Source organism: Labrys sp. ALF-8 (assembly GCF_059699065.1).
Map to the genome: position 1 here is coordinate 2547259 of NZ_AP048537.1, position 21641 is coordinate 2568899.

The 21641-nt window shown below is 64.5% G+C and carries 19 protein-coding genes and 1 pseudogene; 8 read left to right on the plus strand and 12 right to left on the minus strand.

The annotated features are described in order from the left end of the window. The first annotated feature begins 420 nt into the window (after positions 1-420). Together AC6H34_RS11800 and AC6H34_RS11805 are read left to right on the plus strand one after the other, a co-directional pair. Positions 421-1308, plus strand: coding sequence for a glycosyltransferase family 2 protein (locus AC6H34_RS11800; RefSeq protein ID WP_448151367.1), 888 nt, complete (start codon positions 421-423; stop codon positions 1306-1308). 207 nt (positions 1309-1515) lie between these two features. Then, on the plus strand, positions 1516-2421 hold the full coding sequence (locus tag AC6H34_RS11805; RefSeq protein ID WP_497538935.1) for a glycosyltransferase family 2 protein: 906 nt from the start codon (positions 1516-1518) through the stop codon (positions 2419-2421). A 56-nt stretch (positions 2422-2477) separates the two neighbouring features. On the opposite strand, the gene AC6H34_RS11810 is transcribed toward AC6H34_RS11805, so the two are convergent. Together AC6H34_RS11810 and AC6H34_RS11815 are read right to left on the minus strand one after the other, a co-directional pair. Beyond that, on the minus strand, positions 2478-2909 hold the full coding sequence (locus tag AC6H34_RS11810) for a DUF6691 family protein (RefSeq protein WP_448149792.1): 432 nt from the start codon (positions 2907-2909) through the stop codon (positions 2478-2480). After that, complete coding sequence (locus AC6H34_RS11815; RefSeq protein ID WP_448149791.1) at positions 2906-3316, minus strand: YeeE/YedE family protein; 411 nt, start codon at positions 3314-3316, stop codon at positions 2906-2908. Before AC6H34_RS11815 ends, AC6H34_RS11810 begins: the two co-directional genes overlap by 4 nt. 411 nt (positions 3317-3727) lie before the next feature. Between AC6H34_RS11815 and AC6H34_RS11820 the strand changes: the two genes are divergently transcribed. From AC6H34_RS11820 to AC6H34_RS11830, 3 genes are all read left to right on the plus strand, one after another. Further along, positions 3728-4774 carry a glycosyltransferase family 2 protein gene (locus AC6H34_RS11820; RefSeq protein WP_497538936.1) on the plus strand — a complete coding sequence of 349 codons (1047 nt, stop codon included), beginning with the start codon at positions 3728-3730 and terminating at the stop codon, positions 4772-4774. Positions 4775-4781: 7 nt separating this feature from the next. Then, complete coding sequence (locus tag AC6H34_RS11825) at positions 4782-5765, plus strand: glycosyltransferase family 2 protein (protein WP_497538937.1); 984 nt, start codon at positions 4782-4784, stop codon at positions 5763-5765. Between the two features lie 113 nt (positions 5766-5878). After that, the gene (locus AC6H34_RS11830; protein ID WP_448149788.1) at positions 5879-6133 is read left to right on the plus strand and encodes a hypothetical protein; all 255 of its coding nucleotides are present in this window, start codon (positions 5879-5881) and stop codon (positions 6131-6133) included. Between the two features lie 57 nt (positions 6134-6190). Here AC6H34_RS11830 and queC read toward each other — a convergent pair whose 3' ends face one another. From queC to AC6H34_RS11860, 6 genes and pseudogenes are all read right to left on the minus strand, one after another. Continuing rightward, the gene (gene queC / locus AC6H34_RS11835) at positions 6191-6886 is read right to left on the minus strand and encodes a 7-cyano-7-deazaguanine synthase QueC (protein ID WP_497538938.1); all 696 of its coding nucleotides are present in this window, start codon (positions 6884-6886) and stop codon (positions 6191-6193) included. A 115-nt stretch (positions 6887-7001) separates the two neighbouring features. Next, a pseudogene (trhO, locus tag AC6H34_RS11840) lies at positions 7002-7904 on the minus strand (oxygen-dependent tRNA uridine(34) hydroxylase TrhO); the annotation flags it as partial. A 173-nt stretch (positions 7905-8077) separates the two neighbouring features. After that, positions 8078-10135 carry an elongation factor G gene (locus tag AC6H34_RS11845; protein WP_497538939.1) on the minus strand — a complete coding sequence of 686 codons (2058 nt, stop codon included), beginning with the start codon at positions 10133-10135 and terminating at the stop codon, positions 8078-8080. A gap of 161 nt (positions 10136-10296) precedes the next feature. Continuing rightward, positions 10297-10728, minus strand: a complete 432-nt coding sequence (locus tag AC6H34_RS11850) for an aconitase X swivel domain-containing protein (RefSeq protein ID WP_497538940.1) — start codon at positions 10726-10728, stop codon at positions 10297-10299. Continuing rightward, the gene (locus tag AC6H34_RS11855; RefSeq protein WP_497538941.1) at positions 10725-11972 is read right to left on the minus strand and encodes an aconitase X; all 1248 of its coding nucleotides are present in this window, start codon (positions 11970-11972) and stop codon (positions 10725-10727) included. Before AC6H34_RS11855 ends, AC6H34_RS11850 begins: the two co-directional genes overlap by 4 nt. Positions 11973-12077: 105 nt before the next feature. Next, positions 12078-12782, minus strand: coding sequence for an SDR family oxidoreductase (locus tag AC6H34_RS11860; protein ID WP_497538942.1), 705 nt, complete (start codon positions 12780-12782; stop codon positions 12078-12080). Between the two features lie 110 nt (positions 12783-12892). Between AC6H34_RS11860 and gcvA the strand changes: the two genes are divergently transcribed. Further along, positions 12893-13798, plus strand: a complete 906-nt coding sequence (gcvA, locus tag AC6H34_RS11865) for a transcriptional regulator GcvA (protein ID WP_497538943.1) — start codon at positions 12893-12895, stop codon at positions 13796-13798. 19 nt (positions 13799-13817) lie between these two features. On the opposite strand, the gene AC6H34_RS11870 is transcribed toward gcvA, so the two are convergent. Further along, positions 13818-14543: an NAD-dependent epimerase/dehydratase family protein gene (locus AC6H34_RS11870; protein WP_497538944.1), complete on the minus strand. Its 726-nt coding sequence runs from the start codon at positions 14541-14543 to the stop codon at positions 13818-13820. Between the two features lie 177 nt (positions 14544-14720). Continuing rightward, positions 14721-14882, minus strand: a complete 162-nt coding sequence (locus AC6H34_RS11875; protein WP_448149780.1) for a hypothetical protein — start codon at positions 14880-14882, stop codon at positions 14721-14723. Positions 14883-15235: 353 nt separating this feature from the next. Between AC6H34_RS11875 and AC6H34_RS11880 the strand changes: the two genes are divergently transcribed. Next, positions 15236-16438: a pyridoxal phosphate-dependent aminotransferase gene (locus AC6H34_RS11880; RefSeq protein WP_448149779.1), complete on the plus strand. Its 1203-nt coding sequence runs from the start codon at positions 15236-15238 to the stop codon at positions 16436-16438. A 98-nt stretch (positions 16439-16536) separates the two neighbouring features. Here the strand turns inward: AC6H34_RS11880 and AC6H34_RS11885 are convergent, their stop codons facing one another. After that, the gene (locus tag AC6H34_RS11885) at positions 16537-18324 is read right to left on the minus strand and encodes a chloride channel protein (RefSeq protein ID WP_497538945.1); all 1788 of its coding nucleotides are present in this window, start codon (positions 18322-18324) and stop codon (positions 16537-16539) included. A 257-nt stretch (positions 18325-18581) separates the two neighbouring features. Beyond that, positions 18582-20525 carry an acetate--CoA ligase gene (gene acs / locus AC6H34_RS11890; RefSeq protein ID WP_448149777.1) on the minus strand — a complete coding sequence of 648 codons (1944 nt, stop codon included), beginning with the start codon at positions 20523-20525 and terminating at the stop codon, positions 18582-18584. Positions 20526-20781: 256 nt separating this feature from the next. Between acs and AC6H34_RS11895 the strand changes: the two genes are divergently transcribed. Beyond that, on the plus strand, positions 20782-21609 hold the full coding sequence (locus tag AC6H34_RS11895; protein WP_497538946.1) for a class I SAM-dependent methyltransferase: 828 nt from the start codon (positions 20782-20784) through the stop codon (positions 21607-21609). The last annotated feature ends 32 nt before the right edge of the window (positions 21610-21641 follow it).

Sequence of the window (21641 nt, forward strand, 5' to 3'; positions counted from 1 at the left end):
GGAGGGGAGAAACCTTGCATATCTGTGCCGTCGTCTTCCCTAGCGTAATTGAATTCGCGAGGTCGAATTTTGCCGGGGGCTCGGTGGCTTGCCGCCTGACGGATGCGCTCGTCTTCGCATTCGTCTGGAATGCAGGAGGCATGTAACCTGAGAGGGCGGCCAATATAAAATATCGCTACGCAGTGTTGGGACCGTCGGTGACGCCGACTGTCTCTAGAGTGGTTTTTGGGTATCATTCTGGGTGAGGCGGCATCGGAGTCCCGAGGCGGCTGGCATCGTCAGCCATGCGGGTCCCTTCGAGCTGCGCAGGCATTGGAATTCGCACGGTTTCTTCGAAGAAGCCGGCAGGAACGTGCATCCTCACATCCTGCCTACGAAGACGCCGAGGAAGAACGCTGGAGATCGGCAGCTGTGAGCTCGATGGAAAAGTTGAAGATCGCAATCGCCATCGCCACAGCCGGCCGGCGGGACGTCCTGACGGAAACCGTACGGTTCATGGTCCATCAGCGGCATTTTCCCGACGAGTTCCTGATCTGCCCCGCCAAGCCCGATGATGTCGACGTCCCCGCCCTCCAGCAGCTCGTTCCCCAGTTGCGCATCATTTCGAGCCCCATGGGCTCGTCCCACCAGCGCAATGCCATGATGGAGGCCTCCTCGGCCGATGTCATGGTGTTCTTCGATGACGATTTTCTGCCCGCGCCGGATTTCCTTGAGGAAACCGAGCGGCTGTTCCTGGCTCTTCCGGATGTCGTCGTCGCCACGGGCGACGTCCTGGCCGACGGCGCCACGACAGCGGGCCTCGACTTCAGCGACGGCTTCGAGGCGCTCGCCTCGGCGGGGCCGAACGACCTGCCGTTCCAGCCGGAGCCGGTCTACAACGGCTATGGCTGCAACATGGCGGTGCGCCTCGCTCCCGTGCGCCGGTTTGGGCCACGCTTCGACGAGAATCTGCCGCTCTACGCCTGGCTCGAGGATGTCGATTTCTCGCGCCAACTCGCCCGTCATGGCCGCATCGTGAAAAGTCTGCGCATGCGCGGCGTCCACCTCGGCACCAAGAAGGCGGGCCGCAGCCCCGGCAGGCGCCTCGGCTATTCGCAGATAGCCAACCGGGTCTATATCCTGAGGAAGGGCAATATGACCCTGAAGGGGGCCTTGGAGGGGAGTGCGGCAAACCTGCTCTCCAATTTCTTCAGGAGCGCCTGGCCCGAGCCCTGGACCGATCGCCGCGGCCGGCTGATGGGGAATCTCATCGCCCTGTGGGACCTTGCGCGAGGCCGCCTGCACCCCGCGAACATTTTGAAGATGTAATGCGGGATCGGGAGTGGAAGGGTATCGGATGGGTAAGCCACCGTCTTCCGAGACCGCATGAAACAGCGGTTCAGCTCTCGTCGTCATCCGATCGGAAGCCGATGATCCACCTAAATTACTAACGCCGGGAACTTAGGCGCGAGGAGACTTTTCGCGCTCCCTATCCTACAAATGCAATCACCGATGCCCGTTCAGGAGACAATGGCCGTGCGTTTCTCGCTCATCATGGCGACCCTTGGTCGGTCCAGGGAGATCGCGCTGATGCTCGATAGCCTGGAGGCCCAGACATTCAAGGATTTCGAGATCATCATCGTCGACCAGAATGGCGACGAGCGGGTCACGGAGATTCTCGCGGCGAGGCAGCGCCCCTTTCCGGTCCGGCACATCCGTACGCCTGAAAGCCGGGGATTGAGCCGGGGCCGGAATGACGGTGTCAAACATGCCACGGGCGAGATCTATGGCTTTCCCGATGACGATTGCACCTATCCGACCTGGCTTCTCGAAAAGGTGACGCAGACCTTCGAAAAGATGCGGGCGGACGTCGTCAATGGCCGCGCGGGCGACGAGACGGGGCGCCCGATCAATGGCCGCTTTCTCGATGGGGCGCGATGGACCCGCCGGGAGGAAGTGTTCAACTCCCTGATCGAATGGGTATCCTTCTGCAAGCGCGAGGCCTTCGACGCCGTAGGCGGCTATGACGTCGATGTCGGCGTGGGCGCCTCCTCGCCCTGGCAGGCCTGCGAAGGGCCGGACATCGTGCTGCGCATGATGCAGAGGGGTTTCCGGGTCTACTACGACTACGATATCTACGGGCACCACCCCGAGATCAGTATCGACGTCACCGACGCGCGCATGCAGCAGAAGGCGCTCGGCTATGGCCGGGGCATGGGTTATGTCCTCGGCAAGCACGACCTGGGATTTGCCCATTCGATGAACTACATGGTGCGGTCGCTCGGCGGCGCCGTGATCAGCCTTGCCAAGGGCAAGCGGGGCCGGGCGGCATACTACCTGAATACGCTGCGCGGACGCCTCGAAGGGTATCGCGATGGCCGCCGCGCCCGGAAGGGCCAGGCGAGTGCCGGGCAGGTAGGGGCTGCCCTGCGCGGCCACTAAGGCAAGATGGGGCGAGGCTTGAGCGCTGACGAAGATCCCTTGCCGGTTCCACGGAGCTAGCTGCGCTTTGCCAGTACGCGGTCATGCAGGATCATGCCCGCGACCATGGCCACCACGAAGAGGGCCGTCTGCCACAGGCCCAGAGAAAGCGAGGCGACGGCGGGACCGGGGCAGAGGCCGGCGAGACCCCAGCCTACGCCAAAGAGCGCCGAGCCGAGGATGAGCGGCATGTCGATCGCGCGCGTCGTCGGCAACTTGAAGTCCGCGTCGAGGACAGGATGGGCGAGGCGCCGCGCCAGGCGGACGCCGAGGAAGGCGACGACGACCGCGCCGGCGAGTACAAAAGCCAGACTCGGATCCCAATGGCCGAAAATGTCGAGGAAGCCCTGTACGCGGACCGGGTTGAGCATGCCCGAGAGGGATAGGCCGAAGCCGAAGATCGCTCCGGTTCCCAGAGCTGCGAGTCCCTGCCGGATCCTACGTTTCATGACATGAAGCTCCGCAGAACGGTCACCGCCGCAATGCCGGTGACGAGAAAGGTGACGACGGCGGCGAAGGAGCGGGGAGAAAGGCGGGCGAGACCCATGACGCCGTGACCCGAGGTGCAGCCGGACCCCATGCGCGTGCCGAAACCGACCAGGAGGCCCGCCACCGCCAGAAGGGGCCAGGGCACCGTGATCGTCACTGCCGGCCATTGGCCCGCCAGCAACAGAAAAAGCGGGGGACCCAGCATGAGGCCGATCAGGAACATGCCGTTGGTGAGGATGTCGGAACCTTGCGCCAACCGGCCGACGATGCCGCTTATGCCGGCAATGCGGCCGTTGAGGAGAAGCAGCAATGCGGCGGAGAGGCCGATCAGCATGCCGCCGAATAGGGATGGCCAATAGGGACTCATCAAGGAACTCCTGCTGATGTCATGAAAGCAAGATGTCGGTTGTCTGCCGCTCCTGGGCAAGTGCTGGATAGCCCGGATGTTCTGCGTCCCTCGTTGACATGCATCATCGCGGGCGGGACGAGGGAGCGTCGCCGCGCCCATGGGCTTTAGAGGACACTGCGGCAGATCTTCAGGCAGCGCGAAGGAATCTCCGACGATACTCGATTTCAGCCGCTTCATCGCAAATTTCGAAAGTGTCGAATATCCCTAAATACATACTGTTCGGAACGGGAGGTGACGTTCGGGCGCTTTCACACTTTCGATGTGCTTGCCTACGTCCTTGTGCGAGGGGATGGTTATTCTATTGTTCAGGCTTGACGCCCCTTGTCGTCTGCTGCGATATTTAGGAGTGGCCGAGGCGATAGTATTACAATGTCGATCTCAGATATCTATACTTACGTAAAGGATATCGTGCCCATCGATGGCATTACGATGATTTCCGTATGCCGAAATGAAATCAAACGGTTACCTGGATGGCTGGAATATTATAGGTCGCTAGGAATTAGATGCTTCATTGTCATAGACAATGACTCGTCCGACGGCAGCGTGGAATATCTTCGATCGCAAAAGGATGTTCATTGCCTGTCGATGGACCTTTCGTTCCGTGAATCGAACTTCGGCATGGAATGGGTGAACGCCGCGCGGCGGGCGCTTCCGGCCGATTCCTGGGCGCTCTATGTCGATCTCGACGAATATCTCGTATATCGCGATTGCCCGAGGCGCACGATCGACGAGTTGGTCGCCAGTCTGCCTGATGAGGCCAATGCGGTTTTCGCATTGATGGTCGACATGTATCCCAGGGGTTCCTTCCTGGCGGTCCAGCCCGACGACAGGCTGGTGGAGACCTGCTGCTTTTTCGATTCGATCTATCGGTTTCGCCAGCGTCCGCTCAAGCCATGGAGCCGGGCGCGTCGGGAATTGGAATGTCTTGGCGGCCCGCGCCTGCGGCTGATTTCCAGCCTTGCGCGTGAGGAGCGCTCCACGTGGCTCGATTATTTCCTTCGGGCTCAACTCGGACGATTGCTCAAGATCTCGCCCGAGCGGTGGCACAGACATATCGTCGAGTCCTATCCGCCACAGCCGCCAGGGCTGAACAAGACGCCGTTCACCCGTTGCCGGACTGGCGAAGCCGCGAATGACTACGGAAGTCCGCACGGAATTCATCATCCAGTATTCGCGGACGAAACGGCGGTACTTCTGCATTTCAAGTTTACAGCCGACTTAAAAGATAAGATAAATATAGAACTACATAGAAAAGAACATTTTCGATTCGGGGCGGAATATATAATGTACGATAAATTAATAAATAATCCAAAGAACTTGAATCTGTTTTCTGAAGAAATCAGTCAAAAATTCGAATCTCCGGCATCTTTCGATCGGCTAGGTTTCTTTGCGCTGACCGAAAACATGAATTTTTGATAGTGAAATGATGCATATGTTGCACAATTTTCGGAACTATCACGGCCGCGATGCGGCGCCGTACCAGGTGATGACCTGGGGAGATCCTGCCGTGGCATCGACTGCGGCCAGGCTGAAGATTGCTGTCGGCATCGCTACCGCCGGACGCCGCGAGGTCTTGACGGATACCGTCCTGTTCATGCGCAACCAGACCCGGCCCCCGGAGGAGTTCCTGATCTGCCCGGCCCGTGCGGAGGATGCCGACGTCGATATCCTGCGTCAGGCCTGTCCGGTGCTGGAGGTGGTGTCGAGCCCCGTTGGGCTGTGCCGCCAGCGCAATGCCCTGATGGCGGCGAGCAAGGCGGACGTGCTGGTCTTCTTCGACGACGATTTCCTGCCTGACGACGATTTCCTGGTCGAGATCGAAAAGCTTTTCCTCGCGCACCCCGACGTGGTGATCGCGACGGGATGCGTGCTGGCCGATGGCGGCCCGGGCGCCGGCATCGACATGGGCACCGGGCTGGAGGCGCTGAGGGGCGCCGGCCCCAACCGGGCGCCTGATGCGGTGAGCCCCGTCTACAATGCGTATGGCTGCAACATGGCGGTGCGGCTCGATACGGTCCGCCGCCATGGCCTGCTGTTCGACGAAAGGCTGCCGCTCTATTCCTGGCTCGAGGATGTCGACTTTTCGCGCGAGATCGCACGTCACGGCCGGGTCGTCAAAGGGGCCCGCCTGCGTGGCGTCCACCTCGGCACCAAGAAGGCGGGGCGCAGTCCCGGCAGGCGTCTGGGCTATTCGCAGATCGCCAACCGCGTCTATATCATGCGCAAGGGCAATATGAGCCCATCGGGTGCCCTGAGGGGTGGCTTGTGGAACCTGGGCTCAAATCTCATCAAGAGCCTGCGTCCGGAACCCTGGGCCGATCGCCGCGGCCGGCTCATCGGCAACTTGGCGGGTTTGTGGGATCTCGTGACGGGCAGGCTCGATCCTACCAAGATCGAGAAGATGTGAAACCGACATCGCTGCGGGGTCGATGCCGGCATGGGTGGCGGGAGTCGCCGCGCTTGACGAGGTCGCATGTCCGGTTCAGGTTGCCGTCGTGGTCGGAGTGCGGAAGGACGTCGATGAGCACGAAATTGATTGCGGCAACCATGGTTGCCTTGCTGGCTGGTGGGCTGGGCGCCTGCAGCACGCAGCGCGGCTATCCCTACAGCGCCACCGACTGCCGTTATGCCGGCCCGTTGCCGCGCCACTGGGTGCCCAACGCCTATGAGGGCTGCGAGCACTACCGGCCCTGGGTCCAGCGCGACGGATACAAGCACTATCGCCATTATCGCCATGTGAAGCACGGCTACCGGCACCACCCGCACCAGAGCTGAGGCGGATCGCAGCGGCCGGGCTGCCGCCAGCACCCCGGAAAGCCCTGTCGTGCACGCTCAGGCTGCGACGAATTTTTGGTAGCCGGAAGCCCTGAGCTCGCAGGCAGGGCAGGCCCCGCAGCCGAAGCCCCAGTCGTGGCGATGCGCACGGTCACCCTGATAGCAACTGTGCGTATCCTCGCGAATGAGCTCGACCAGGGCATTGCCCCCGAGTTCGCGGGCGAGCGACCAGGTGGCCGCCTTGTCGATCCACATCAGGGGCGTGTGGACGACGAAACGCGTTTCCATGCCGAGGTTGAGGGCGACCTGCATCGCCTTGATGGTGTCGTCCCGACAGTCGGGATAGCCGGAATAATCCGTTTCGCACACGCCGGTGACGAGATGCTTCGCGCCCCGCCGATAGGCCAGCGCGGCGGCAAAGGTCAGGAAGAGCAGGTTGCGCCCCGGCACGAAGCTGTTCGGCAGCCCATTGTCCTGCATGGCGATCTCGACATCGCGGGTGAGCGACGTCTCGCTGATCCTGCCGAGAATGCCGAGATCCACAAGGTGATCTCCGCCCAATCTCGCACCCCAGGCCGGAAAGCTCTCCCGCAGCGCGGCCAGGACCTTGGGCCGCATTTCCAATTCGATGCGATGCCGCTGGCCGTAGTCGAAGCCGATGGTCTCGACATGGTCGAAGCGCTCCAGGGCCCAGGCGAGGCAGGTGGTCGAATCCTGCCCGGCGGAGAAGAGAACGAGCGCGGCCTCAGGCATGGGAGGAATCGCGGGAGGCGGTGGGAGCGCTAATCGAGGAAGGTGGGAGCTCCTCTCCGTGCCCTGTGGAGAAGCCCGCCTGGTCCGGCTTGGGGGTCGGCGTCTCCATGGCCGGACCAAGGTGCACGCCGCCTCTTTTCTTCGCCAGTTCCATCTGCTTGTGCCGTTCGCGCGAGGAAGCCTTTTGCTCCAGCGTCAGGATCGGGGAGCAGTGGGGGCAGCTCACGCCTTCCTCGTAGTCGGGCGAGTGTCGCTCCTCTGCGCTCAGCGGAGCGAGGCAGCCATGGCAGAGTTGGTAATCCTCGACCGTAAGCCCGTGCCCGACGGCGACACGCTGGTCGAACACGAAGCAGGCGCCCTGCCACAGGCTCTCCTCCGACGGGATCTCCTCCAGATATTGGAGGACGCCGCCCCTGAGGTGGTAGACCTCCTCGAATCCCTCGCGCAGCATCAGGCTGGTGGCCTTCTCGCACCGAATGCCGCCGGTGCAGAACATTGCCACCTTGCGATGGCGCGCGGGGTCGAGATTGCCCCTGACATAGGCAGGGAAATCGCCGAAAGCCTTGGTCCGGGGATCGACGGCGCCCTTGAAGCTGCCGATGCGCACCTCGAAATCATTGCGCGTGTCGATCACCAGCACATCGGGATCGGAGATCAGGGCGTTCCAGTCCTTCGGCTCGACATAGGTGCCGACACGCTCAAGCGGGTCGACGCTGGTATCGCCGATGGTGACGATCTCGGCCTTCAGCCTCACCTTCATGCGCAGGAAGGGCATCGCCTCGGCGAAGGAGGTCTTGTGCTCGATGCCATGGAGGCCGGTGATGTCGCGAAGGCGCCGATGGAAGGTCGCCATCGCTTCGGGCGTGCCCGCAACCGTGCCGTTGATGCCTTCCGGCGCCAGCAGGATGATGCCCTTGATGCCGAGCGAGCAGGTAAGCCTGGCCAGCGGTTCGCGCAGGTCGGCAAAACCCGGCAGGCGGGCAAAATGATAGAAGGCGGCGATTTCGATGGGCTTCATCGGCGCTATCTAGCGCGGATGCGAGGGATGGTAAACCTTCCCGGTACGGTCGGCGGGATCATGCTGCCTGGACCAACTGCCCTTCCGCAGGAAAAGCTGCCCGGAATGAGGGCGGTTCCCCATTCCGGGCCGTTGTCGTTCCAGGAGCCGGCGGGATGCCGGCGGTCTCGGGGCTATTGCGCCGCTTGCCGCGAAGCCACGATCGTGTCCGCCTGTCGCCCGGAGAGCTCCGCCAGGTGATCGAACTTCGCCTTGAACGTCCCGACCCCCGAGGTCGCCGAGCGCAGCTCGATGATGAGGTCGGTGATCTCGGCTTCCGGAATCAGCGCCTGCACGACGTCCCAGCCTTCCCAGCCCGGCCGTGCGTCGAAACCGAGGATCTGCCCGCGCCGGGAGGAGACGATGGCGTTGGCCTTGGCGGTGGCGTCCGAAGGCACTGCGATATCCACCGAGAGCACGGGCTCCAGCAGCACGGGACTGCATTGCGGCATCGCCTCGCTCATGCCGATGCGGGCCGCCGTCTGGAAGGCCATGTCCGAGGAGTCCACGGTATGGTAGGAGCCGTCCGTGAGGGAGACGCCCACGTCCACCACCGGGAAGCCGAGCGGGCCGCGCCTGAGATATTGCTTCACGCCTTCCTCGACCGAGGGGATGTAATTGCGCGGCACCACGCCGCCGGTGATCTTGTCGATGAAGGCGAAGCCCTCGCCACGCGACAGGGGTATCACGTCGATCACCACGTCGCCGAACTGGCCATGCCCGCCGGATTGCTTCTTGTGGCGGCCGCGCACGCCCGTCACCGCCTTGCGGATGGTCTCGCGATAGCCGATCTGCGGCACGTGCGAGTTGACGGCCACGCCGAATTTCGATGCGAGCTTCTCCACCGCGACACGCAGATGCATCTCGCCCTGGCCGCGCAGGATGATGTCGCCGAGTTCGGCGTTCTGCTCCACGCTGAGGGCGCGATCCTCGTCGAGCAGGCGCTGGATCGCGGCGGTGAGCTTCACGTCGTCCTTGCGGTCGCGGGCGCGCACGGCGAGCGCCATCACGGGTTGCGGCGCTTGCGTGGCTACCGGCGAGGGGACAGCCTTGCCGATGGCCAGCATGTCTCCGGTGTGGGCGACGTCGACCTTGCTGAAGGCAACGGTATCGCCGGGGCCGGCTTGTCCGGTCTTCTGCGTGGTCTGCCCGAGCAGGCGGGCACAGCCCGCGATGCGGCCGGAATCCCCGGAGGTAGTCGTCACCGTCATGCCTTCCTGGAAGCTGCCCGAGAGGATGCGGGTGAGCGAGAGCTTGCCGGCATGGGCCGTGTGGAAGGTCTTCATCACATAGCCGAGCGGCTCGCTGCCGGGAGCGACGCCCAGGCGCGCCGCCGTCTCGGTGATGCCGGGAGCTTCATGGCGCAGGGCCTTCATCAGGCGCAGCATGCCGTTGCCGTTGAGGGCCGAGCCCATCAGGACGGGTACGGCGAGCCCGTCACGCAGTTCATGGGCGAGGTCGTCGAACACCTGGTCGCGCGGCGGCTCGACCTCCTCGAGAAGCTGCTCCATCAACGCATCGTCATGGTCGGACAGGCGCTCCAGCATGGAATAGCGCGCATCCTTGCTCTCGTTCTGCTCGTCCGGCGGAATGTCGACGATCTGTGAGGCAGCATGCTCCTGATAGATGAAGGCGCGCTCCAGGGCGAGGTCGATATAGCCGACGGCGACGCCGTGCTTCCAGATCGGGATCTGGCGCAGCAGCAGCGGCAGTCGGGAGGCGGGCTGCAGCAGGGGCAAGGCCTCGCGCACGCCATGGTGGGCGTTGTCGATCTTGTTGAGGAAGAGGAAGCGCGGGATCTTCAGGTCCTCCAGCTCGCGCAGGATGAGCTGCAGTGCGGGAACCTTCTTCTCGTCCGCCTCGCACACCACCACGGCGGCGTCGATCGCAGGCAGGGCGGGCCGCATCTCGGCCAGGAATTCGATCGAGCCGGGGCAGTCGATGAAGGTGTAGGTGTCGCCCATGAAGTCCACGGAGGCGACGTTGGCCTCGATGCTCATGGCGTGGGAACGAGCCTCGGCGCTGGCGTCGCCGATGGTGGAGCCGGCGGCAACGGTGCCCTGGCGCTGCAGCACGCCCATGCGCGCGAGGATGGCTTCGAGGAGAGTGGTCTTTCCGCTTTGGAACGGGCCAACGAGGGCAATGCAGCGTGGCCCGCTGAATCGTCTGCCGCCTGGAGTGTTCTGCGTCATTGTCGCGTCCCTCCTATGTTTGGCCGCCGCGGTTTATCCTTGGCCCCTTGTTGCGGGCGGAAATCCTGGGAATTCCGGCGCGGGGGTTGGGCGGCTGAGAGGAAGCGTCGCGCCGATCAGGCGCAGTGGCAAGGGAAAAATGACGGCCTTGCGACGGGGATTTATACAGCGGCGCTTAGATTTAAGGTCGCCGTGTCCGTCCCTGCGATCAGGCGGAGGAGCGTGCCGTCGACGAGCCGGCCCATGACTTCAGCGTCGCAGACCACGACGGGACAGGCCCTGCAGTAGAGCCGGGCCGCTACGATGGCACCTACGGTGATGATGGGATCCGCCTGGGCGAGGATGATGCCTGCCGGCGCCGTGCCGCGGCGGATCGCCTCTGCCAGCACCGAACTGGCGGAGGAAGACCCGCGCCCCGAAGGCATGGCGAGGATGCGGCCGGCGACCTCGACGCCGAAGGCCGGATGCGAATGGTCTATCACCCGGCCGGTGCCGCTGTCATAGCCGCCCCAGAAGCTGAGCGGGACGCTCCACAGCATCAGCAGTCCCTCGGCGCGGCCTTCCACCAACGTGCGGGCGGGCAGGGCGGTCATGCCGGGTTCCTCGTGACGCAGCCGGCGGCGGCCGAGGCGACGCAATCGGCCAGCGAGCCGAAGGCGATGCTCACGCCGATATTGCCGGGCGCGTAATGCGCCATCTTGCCCGAATTGGTCATCACCACGCCGTCGAGCCGGCGGGCAAGGGCGGTGACATATGTGCAGGTGTCGGTGAGGATGGTGATGCCGGCCCTCTCGATCAGCCTGCTCAAGCCCTGGGACTCGACAGCCCGATAGGTCTCGCGGCTGGTGTTGATGTAGAATTCGAGGCCGGGCGCCTTCTGGAATTTCGCGAGGTGCGCCGCCAGCGCCCTGAATTCCTGCAGGGAGAAATGCGGCGTGCCCAGGCTCACGGCGGTGAGCGGTGCGCCTTCCGCCGCCGTCGACAGTCCCGCCAGCGCTTGCTCCAGCTCCGCAAGGGTGAGATCGACGGTCTCGGCCGGAACCCGGCCGCCAAGGGCGTCCTGCAGGGTCGGCGCCTCCGGCGTGATGCCTACCGCATGGAACAGCGCGACCGAGCCCGACGAGGCTGCAACGGCTCCCAGTGCCTTGAGTTGGTCCTCCGTGGCCGGCGACAAGCCCTCGATCACGGGCACGCGACCCCGCGATCTTTCGCCGACGAGATAGCCGACGGCGACGTACAACATATCGGAGCCGCACCAGCCTGCCGGCAGGTCGGGGAGGCGAAACAGCATCTCGCCGCGCCGTTGCTCGTCCAAGTGCAAGCCGAACGCCGGTGCCCGCCCCGCGATGGCGCAACACAGGTCGATGAAGTCGCCGTAGCGGTTGGTGCGAGCACCGATGACCGAGTTGGCGAAGACGATGGCATTGGACTCGCCCCAGGCGATCTGGTCGCCGAAACGCGGACGAAAGCGCGTCTGATAGGGTGCGCAGGTGAAGCTCGGCTCGCAGCCAAGCGCCAGATGTGCCTCCATCAGTCGCCGCCCGGCTATCCGCTCCGTTTCGGGACCGCCGATTAGTTCGGGGTGGATCAGATCCATCGAGCCGACGTTGAGGGTGGTCGGCACACGGACCGTGCCGCCGTCATTTGCCAGGCGCTCCACGAAATCCAGGCTGACCTCGCCGTGATAGAGGCATCCGTCGATATGGGCCTGGCTGATGGGAATCAGCGCCGGAGCGCCGATCGCCTCGCCGAAGCGCAGCAATATGTCCATGACGAAGGCGAGGGCGGGTCCCTGTTCGCCATCGCGCATCGAGCGTTCGTCGGACGTGAGCTGCAAAGGGGATGTTCCGGAGCCGGTAGGTGCGGAACAGGTTAAACCGCAAGCGCGCCGATTTGGAAATGGCGTATGGTCATGATCGCCGGTTTCGCAAGGCGGGCTGCCCTACACCGCGCGCACGAATCCGCCGTCCACCCGGATGTTCTGGCCCGTGATGAAGCCGGCATCCTCCGAGAGCAGGAACCGCACCGCGGTCGCGATCTCCTTCGTCGTACCGAAGCGGCCGGCCGGAACCTTGGCGATCCAGGACGGATCGCTCGGATAGCTGTCGATGAAGCCCGGCAGCACGGAATTCATGCGGATGTTGTTCTTGGCATAGCGCTCGGCGTAAAGGCGGGTCCAGGCGCCTAGAGCGGCACGCAGCACTGAAGAGACCGGCATGCTCAGCTCCGGCGCCACCGCCGTTATGCTGGAGATGTTGACGATGGCCCCGCCACCCTGCTTCAGCATCGGCGGCGTGACGAGCCGCATGATACGGGCGACGTTGAGCAGCAGGAGATCCAGCCCCGCGCGCCAGCTTTCGTCGGTGATGTCGATCAGATCGCCCTTGGGAGGATGGCCGGTGTTGTTCACCACCGCGTCGATCCGGCCATATTTGTCGAGCGCCGAAGAAACCAGTCTCTCCAGATCCGCCTCCTCGGCAACTGACCCCTGGATGCCCAGGCCGCCGATCTCCCGGGCCAGTTCGAGTGAACGTTCGGATGGCGAGAGCAGGGCGACGCGATAGCCGCTATCGGCAAGTTCGCGGGCAATGGCGGCACCCATGCCGCGTCCGGCGGCTGTGACGAGCGCTACTTTTTCTACAGGCATGGGTTTCTCCGATGGCAGGAAACTCTCCGAGGAAGCATAGGATAGGCTTGCACTGCCGGGTCTGTCGAAGCAGAATTGAGCTGTCTTTCCTATAGAAAATCTATTGCCTAATGGCCGATCTTCGTTTCGCTCGCCTGCCCCCGCTCAATGCCCTCAAGGCCTTCGAGGCCGCCGCGCGCCATTTGAATTTCCGCCTCGCCGCGGAGGAGCTCGGCGTTACCCAGGGCGCCGTCGCGCAACAGGTGCGCGGCCTGGAGAGGGAACTCAAGGCGAGATTGTTCGAGCGCCTGCCGCGTTCGCTCGCCCTCAGCGAGGAAGGCAGGGCCTATCTGCCCTCGATACGCCGTGCCTTCGAACTGATCGCGGACGCGACGGCCAGCCTGAAGCCGCAGCCTGCGAGCCTCACCGTCAGCGTCACGCCTTCATTCGCCGCCAAATGGCTGATCCCCCGGCTTGGCCAGTTCACGGAAGCCTATCCGGATCTCGACGTGCGGGTGGTGGCGACCGACGGCCTCTCCAATTTCCAGAGCGACGGTGTCGACATCGCGGTGCGATACGGCCAACCTCCCTTCGGGCCCGGGCTCACGGCCGACCTCCTGTTCGCGCCGATGTTCGAGGCCGTCTGCAGCCCGGCTCTGCTTGCCGGCCCCCACCCCCTGCGCACGCCTGAAGATCTCGCCGATCACACGCTGCTGCACGACACCCATGGGCTCTGGCCGGACTATCTGGAGGGTCTGATGGGCCAGGGCGCGAGGACGCCGCCACGGGGGCTCAAGTTCAGCCTGTCCTCGCTCGCGATAGATGCCGCCGTCGCGGGTCAGGGGGTAGCCCTGGTGAGCGACATCCTCGCCGCGCCGGATCTCGTCGCCGGGCGGCTGGTGAAGCCGCTCCATCACGCTATTCGCGGTCCGGCGAATTTCTATGTCGTGGCACCGCGCAGGAAACGCCAGACGGAGGCCGTGGCGTGCATGCGGTCGTGGCTGCTCGCACACTCGCCGGCCGACTGCAGCGGATGAACGGGCCGGTAGAAAAGCTTCATGCCGCCATGCGGAAATCCGCTTGCCAGCCAAGCTCGCGCCTTGCCTTCTCGCTCGACAGGCTCTCGCACGGTTCGGCCACGTTGAACACGCCCGGCGCCGCATTCTCCATGGCCAGCAGGGCGGCCTCCGCCGCCGCCTCCACATGGACAGCGGGGGCAAGCGCGGCGTCCACGCCCGTCCCGGGGCCGTAGAGACGGCCATAGCGCAGCACGACACCCTGCAGAGGAGCCGTCAGCACGGCCTCCTCCAGGGCGATGACGCCGCCGATGCTGACCGCACGCAGGCCTTCCGCGTGCCGATCCAGTGGATCTTCCTCCCGATGAGGCTCGAGGCCGGGCGCGTAGACCCACGCGATGCTCTGGGCGACCAGGCGCCGTGCGCCGGCGGCGAGCGTCGCCTTCAGCAGATTTGCCGTGCCCTCCCGGCGCAGGCGGGCGTTGCGCCCTGCGAACTCGGCCATGCGGGCGGGATCGACGCCGGCCGGCAGATCGGTGAGCTGGTGGATGACGATGTCGGGCCTTGCGGTCCGGACGGCGGTGGCAAGCGCCTCGGCGTCATAGACATCGACGACGGCGGGTTCGGCTCCGAGCGCCTCGAGCGCTTCGGCCCTCGCGGGCGAGCGCGTAGTGCCGACGACATGATGGCCTGCTGCCACGAGCAGCCTCGTCAGCGGCCGGCCGATGGCGCCGGAGGCTCCGGCGAGGAAGACGCGATTGTTCATTCGATGCTCCCGTCAAATGCGTTGTCCTGAAGGGTGCATCAGCGACGGGTCAGGAAAAAGCACCAAGAGCGGAGAGAACTGCTGGACCATACGCGGCCGCGAGACAAAAAAATGCGCCGGATGGCGGGGGGTCCATCCGGCGCGTTAGGCGACCATTTCTATCGCTCGCGGGGGGGGTTAAGCGAAGAAACCCACGGTCGCCGTAATCAATGTCGCGACAACAAGCAGTCCAACCAGCCACAACGCCAGGGTCAATTGACGTTCTGCCTCGGCTGCCGATACGCGCATGGCGCGGGTATCGGCCTTGAAGAAGTGCGGTGCTGCCTGATTGACGGCCATCGTGATCTCCTTGAACGCAATCGACTTGTAACGTCCTAACGTTCCTATCGTTTAGACCTTCGATTTCCGTCGCGAAGTGTCAAAACGCACGCGGCACTCAACCAGATCACGACCTCTTCCCGAAGCGCATCGGCTATGTTCCCAAGAATACGCGCGATCACGGCAGGTCTTTGCACGTCTGCGGGCGGCGGTGAGGAAGTTTCATGGCAATGTTGTGTCGCGGCAGCCAAGCAATATGGCCGGCGGCATTTCACCTTGAGTTGTGAAGAAAATGTAATCCGTCCACTTGAACCGCTGTCGAGGCGCGCCTAGGGTCCGCCCGCAAAATCATCCGGTTAACCAGGAGTCTCCCCATGGCCTTTCTCGCCGACGCCCTTTCGCGCATCAAGCCTTCCGCGACCATCGCGGTGAGCCAGAAGGCGCGCGAATTGAAAGCGGCCGGCCGGGACATCATCGGCCTGGGCGCGGGGGAGCCGGACATGGACACGCCAGACAACATCAAGAAGGCGGCGATCGACGCCATGATGCGCGGCGAGACGAAGTATCCGCCGGTCTCGGGCATCCCGCAGTTGCGCGAGGCCATTGCCGCCAAGTTCAAGCGGGAGAACGGGCTCGACTACAAGCCTTCGCAGACCATCGTCGGAACCGGCGGCAAGCAGATCCTGTTCAACGGCCTGATGGCGACGCTGAACACCGGCGACGAGGTGATCATCCCCACGCCGTACTGGGTCTCCTATCCCGAAATGGTGGCCCTGTGCGGCGGCACGCCGGTCTTCGCCCCGACCACCATCGCGACCAACTTCAAGCTCACGGCCGAAGCCCTCGAGAAGGCGATCACGCCGAAGACGAAGTGGTTCATCTTCAACTCACCCTCCAACCCCTCGGGGGCTGCCTACACCTATGACGAGCTGAAGGCACTCACCGACGTGCTGCTGCGCCATCCGCATGTATGGATGATGACGGACGACATGTACGAGCATCTCGTCTACGGCGATTTCACCTACTACACGCCGGCCCAGGTCGAGCCGAAGCTCTATGACCGCACGCTCACGATCAACGGCGTCTCCAAGGCCTATTCGATGACGGGCTGGCGCATCGGCTATGCGGCCGGCCCCGAGCACCTGATCAAGGCGATGGACATGATCCAGGGACAGCAGACTTCCGGCGCCTGCACCATCGCGCAATGGGCCGCGGTGGAAGCCCTCAACGGCACGCAGGACTACATTCCCGTGCGCCGCAAGGTCTTCGAGGGCCGCCGCGACCTCATCGTCTCCATGCTGAACCAGGCCAAGGGCATCCAGTGCCCGACGCCCGAGGGAGCTTTCTACGTTTATCCTTCCTGCGCCGGCACCATCGGCAAGAAGGCACCCTCCGGCAAGGTGATCGAGACGGACGAGGATTTCGTCTCCGAGCTGCTGCAGGCCGAGGGCGTGGCGGTGGTGCATGGCTCCGCCTTCGGCCTCGGTCCGAATTTCCGCATCTCCTACGCGACTTCGAACGAGGCACTGGAAGAAGCGGGCCGGCGCATCCAGAGGTTCTGCAACACGCTGGTGTGAGCGGTAGCGCGTCTTTCGGGGACCGCCTGCTTGGGGCCGGCTCCTCCCCGGTCGGAATATACGATTCCGGCACGCCGGGGAGCGTCCGTGTTCCCGGGCTAGATCCCTTCCCCGGCAAGATCCCGCCGCGCCCTGTCCGCAGCCTCGGCGTAGCGCCGGAGCGCATGGGCTTCCGACAGCAGGCCGATCACATGGCCTGCCTCGTCCGTCACCGCCAGTGCCTCGGCCTCGCAGCGTTCCATCTGCTGCGTGGCCTGCTTCAGCGTCATGCCGGCCGCCAGGGCCTGATCGCGGAACAGTGCCAGGGTCTCCACCGCCCTGCCGCCATCCGGCAGTTCGGGATTGGCCTGCCAGGCATCGGCGACGCGGATCAGGCCGGCATAGCGGCTGGTCAGCGTGTCGATCGCCACGACATAGTGGGCCGAGCCGAGCGGGTAGGCATTGCGGAAGACCACCAGCGAGGCGTTCCTGTCCACCGTGGGCACCGGTGTGCGCATCACCCGGCCCACGGTGAGGTCACGTGCCCAGCCGATGTCATGCGCGCTGCGGATCGCCTCCCCACGAAGATGGAAGCGCCAAGTGGCGAACGAATAGCCGAAAGTCTCGCGTACCGTTATGGAGGCGACGATCACCGCCATCAGCACGGCGACGGTGAGCTGGAAGTCGCCCGTCATCTCGAGCACGAGGAAGCTCATGGTCAGCGGGCCTCCTACGATTGCCGCCGCCAGCGCCGCCATGCCGGCGAGGGCCGCGGCATGCGGGGTCAGTCCCGTATTGGTGACGACAAGCTCCAGGCCCCCGAGATAGAACTGGCCGACCAGGGCGCCCAGGAAGAGCGAAGCGAAGAACAGGCCGCCGCGAAAGCCCGATCCGAGCGAGAGGGCCGAAGCAAGCGCCTTGAGAAGGATCAGTCCCCCCAGCACCAGCACCGGCGCTGGCGGCCCGACGAGCATGTTCACCAGCGCGCCATGGCCTGAGGAAAGCACCTTGGGAGAGATCAGCGCCAGCGCGCCGACCAGCAGGCCGCCGAGGCAGGGCATCAGCCAGATCGGCAGGCTGGTGCCGCGGAACGCCTTCTCGGTCCAGGCGACCGCCTGCATGACCGCGATGGCGATGCCGGCGCAGAACAGGCCGAGGCCGCAGAGCGTGGCGGCGCCCGCGGCCTGAGGCTGGAAGGCGACGCCGCCGACCACCGCGTAGGATTCCAGGCCCAGCAGGTGGGTGACGATGGTGCCGGCGATGGCCGCGGCGGCGACAGGCGCCAGGTTCGACACCGCATAGGAGCCGATGATGATCTCGAAGGCGTAAAAGGCGCCTGTCAGTGGAGCACCGAAGGCCCCCGCAATCGCCCCGGCCGAGCCGCAGCCGACGATCAAGCGCATGTCGGCCCGGCGCAGGTGGAAGCTCGTGCCCAGCCGCGCCGCCAGGCCGGAGCCGATCTGGGAATAGGCGGCTTCAAGGCCCACCGAAGCGCCGAAGCCGTTGGAGATCCAGGTCTGCAGGCAGACGATGAGGCTGCCCTTCAGCGACATGCGACCGCCGTGAAGGGCGTTGGCCTCGATGGGGTCTATCGGACGGGGCAGGCGCCGGCGCGCTATCACGAGGTTGACGAAGCCGAGTATCAGGCCGCCGCAGGCGGGTACGCTGAGAGCCAGCACCATCGGCAGGCCGAGCGTGCCGCTGAGGCGCTCCTCCGATTGCAGGCCGAAGAAAAGCTCGTGGGCGAGTTGGGCGGTATGGCTGATCAGGAAGACCGCAAGGCCCGCGAGCGCGCCGACGACGGCCGCCAGCAGGACCATGCCGCTCTCGCTGCGGCGCACGAGCGCGCGCATCCACGTCGGTACGGCGCGCGAGAAGAGGCTGGTATCGTCACTGGCAGCGGACATGACAAACGCAAACTACCCCCCGTCCTGCCGGAGAGGGGCGTGGGAGAAGCAGATCGATCCCTGTTTAAACGGTTCGGGTGAAAGCAAAAAGTCCAGCGGCGACACAATCTTGCGCCGGATTTCGAGCTATTATTTCGATAAAATTGGTGGATTGCCGAAGTAGACCGCCAGCTGGTCTTCTACTGCGCACCAGATGAATCCAGGCCCTCCCCACAAGGCTGGGGAGGGAAATCCGGGTTCGGGCATCCTTGAGATTTTCACTCTTTCCTGTTCTGCCGGTTGGTGATGAGGTCATCCACCACTGCCGGGTCGGCGAGGGTCGAGGTGTCGCCAAGCGCCGAGAATTCGTCTTCGGCGATCTTGCGCAGGATGCGGCGCATGATCTTGCCCGAGCGCGTCTTGGGCAGGCCGGGGGCGAACTGGATGAGATCGGGGGAGGCGATGGGGCCGATCTCCTTGCGAACCCAGGCGACGAGTTCGCGGCGCAGACCCTCGTCCCCGATCTCGCCCGCCATCAGCGTGACATAGGCATAGATGCCCTGGCCCTTGAGGTCATGCGGATAGCCCACCACCGCCGCCTCCGAGACCTTTTCGTGTGCGACCAGCGCACTCTCGACCTCCGCGGTGCCCATGCGGTGGCCGGAGACGTTGATGACGTCATCCACGCGGCCCGTGATCCAGTAGTAGCCGTCCTCGTCGCGACGGCAGCCGTCACCGGTGAAATACTTGCCCTTGTAGGCGGAGAAATACGTCTCGAAGAAACGCTGATGATCGCCATAGACGGTGCGCATCTGGCCCGGCCAGGAATCGGCAATGACGAGATTGCCTTCGCAGGCGCCGTGTAGGACGTTGCCCTCGGCGTCGACGATCTCCGGACGGATGCCGAAAAAGGGCCGCGTCGCCGAGCCGGGCTTCAGTTTGGTGGCGCCGGGCAGAGGCGTGATCAGGATGCCGCCGGTCTCGGTCTGCCACCAGGTATCGACGATTGGGCAGCGATGCTCGCCCACCACGCGATGATACCACTCCCAGGCTTCCGGATTGATGGGCTCGCCCACCGATCCGAGCAGGCGGAGGGATGCCCGGGACGTCTTCTTCACGGGCTCCTCGCCGGCGCCCATCAAGGCGCGGATGGCGGTCGGGGCGGTATAGAAGATCGTGACCTTGTGCTTGTCGATCACTTCCCAGAAGCGCGACACGGTAGGATAGTTCGGCACGCCCTCGAACATCAGGGTCGTCGCGCCGTTGGCGAGGGGACCGTAGACGATATAGGAATGGCCGGTGACCCAGCCGACATCGGCCGTGCACCAGTAGATATCCCCGTCGTGGTAGTCGAAGACGTACTGGTGCGTCATCGCGGCATAGACAAGATAACCCGCCGTGGTGTGCAGCACCCCCTTGGGCTTTCCGGTCGAGCCGGACGTGTAGAGGATGAAGAGCGGATCCTCGGCGGCCATTTCCTCGCAGGGGCATTCGTCGGGGACGTTGGCGGCGAGGTCGTCGTAGAAATGGTCGCGCCCTGCCACCATCGGCACCGGGGCGCCGGTCCGGCGGACCACGATCACCGAGGCGACGCCTTCAGTCTTGGCGCAGGCCGCGTCGACATTGGCCTTGAGCGGAACGCGCCGTCCGCCGCGCAGACCCTCGTCGGCTGTGACCACCACCGTGGAGGTGCAGTCGGCGATGCGGCCGGCCAGTGAATCCGGGGAGAATCCGCCGAACACCACCGAATGAACGGCGCCGATGCGGGCGCAGGCCAGCATGGCGAAGGCAGCCTCGGGGATCATCGGCATGTAGATGGTGACGCGGTCGCCCTTCTTGACGCCCTCGCCCTTCAGCACGTTGGCAAAGCGCTGCACCTCGATTGCGAGCTCGCGATAGCTGATGTGGCGCGACTGCGAGGGGTCATCCCCCTCCCAGATGATGGCGGTGCGGTCGCCGTGCTCGGGCAGGTGCCGGTCCACGCAGTTCCAGGCGACGTTGGTGGTGCCGTCCTCGTACCAGCGGATCGAGACGTCGGGAGCGTAGCGGGTGTTCTTGACGCGCGTGTAAGGCTCGAACCAGCCGATGCGCTTGCCGTGCTCGCCCCAGAAGGCTTCGGGATCGGCGACGGAGGCCTCGTACATCGCCTGGTAGCGGGAATTGTCGACATAGGCGTCCTCGGCCCATTCGCGGGGAACGTCGTAAATCCTGGTCTCAGACATATATTCCTCCCACCGCGCGGTCCGATCCCGCCGGCCTCCACTCCGCCAAGTTCGATTTGGCGTGTCTTCGTGACAAAAGGCTTAAGACAAAGCCGCTGCCGGGAGCAAGCCCTTGCGACAGAGTGCCCGCATTTGAGGCGTCTGGCCGTGCCGCGAGGGGCGGGTGGCCCGCAATTCCCTCGGCGGCATTCCCACCGGATGTTATACTTCCAAGCCTGTAGCGATGACTGCCACCACACCGGAAAAGGGGAGCCCGATGGATATCGAAGGAGCTGTCGCGCGTCACTACACGCATGGTTCGCTGGAAAAGGCCCTGTTCGCCGCATTGCAGTCGCGCGGCAAGGATCCCGACAATCTCGCCATCGAGGACCTTTCGGACATAGACGAGTTCCATCTGGGCTGGAGCGCGGCCACCGAGGAACTGGCCGAGGATCTTGGCTTCGAGCATGGCATGACGGTGCTGGAGGTCGGCTCGGGCATCGGCGGCCCGGCTCGGCACTTGGCGCGCCTGCTCGGTTGCGACGTCGTCGGCGTCGACCTCACGCCCGAATTCGTCGAGGTCGCGGAGACCCTGACCCGGCGCTGCCACCTCTCGGGCAAGGTCTCCTTCGTGCAGGCGAGCGCGCTCGCCATGCCCTTCGCCGACGGCGAGTTCGAGGGCGCGGTGATGCTGCATGTCGGCATGAACATCGCCGACAAGGCCGCGCTCTTCCGCGAGGTGCGCCGCGTGATGCGGCAGGGCGCGCGCTTCGGCGTCTACGACATCATGCGCATGGCCGAGGGCGATCTGCCTTATCCAATGCCCTGGGCGATGACGATGGACACCAGCTTCGTGGAGACGCCGGCCCATTACCGCAAGTGCCTGGAGGCTGCGGGCTTCGCCATCGACCTGGAACGCAGCCACCGCGACCTGGCCATCAAGGTGGGGCGCGAAATGCGGGAGAAAGCCGCCCGTGAAGGTGCTCCGCCGATCGGGCCGCAGGTGCTGATGGGCGAGAGCGCCCAGCTGCGCGTCGGCAATGTCATGTCCGCTGTGGGCGATGGCCTGCTGGCGCCGATCGAGATGGTGGTGCGGGCTGTGTGACGTTCCTGGGACCGCCGGCTTCCAGCCGGCTC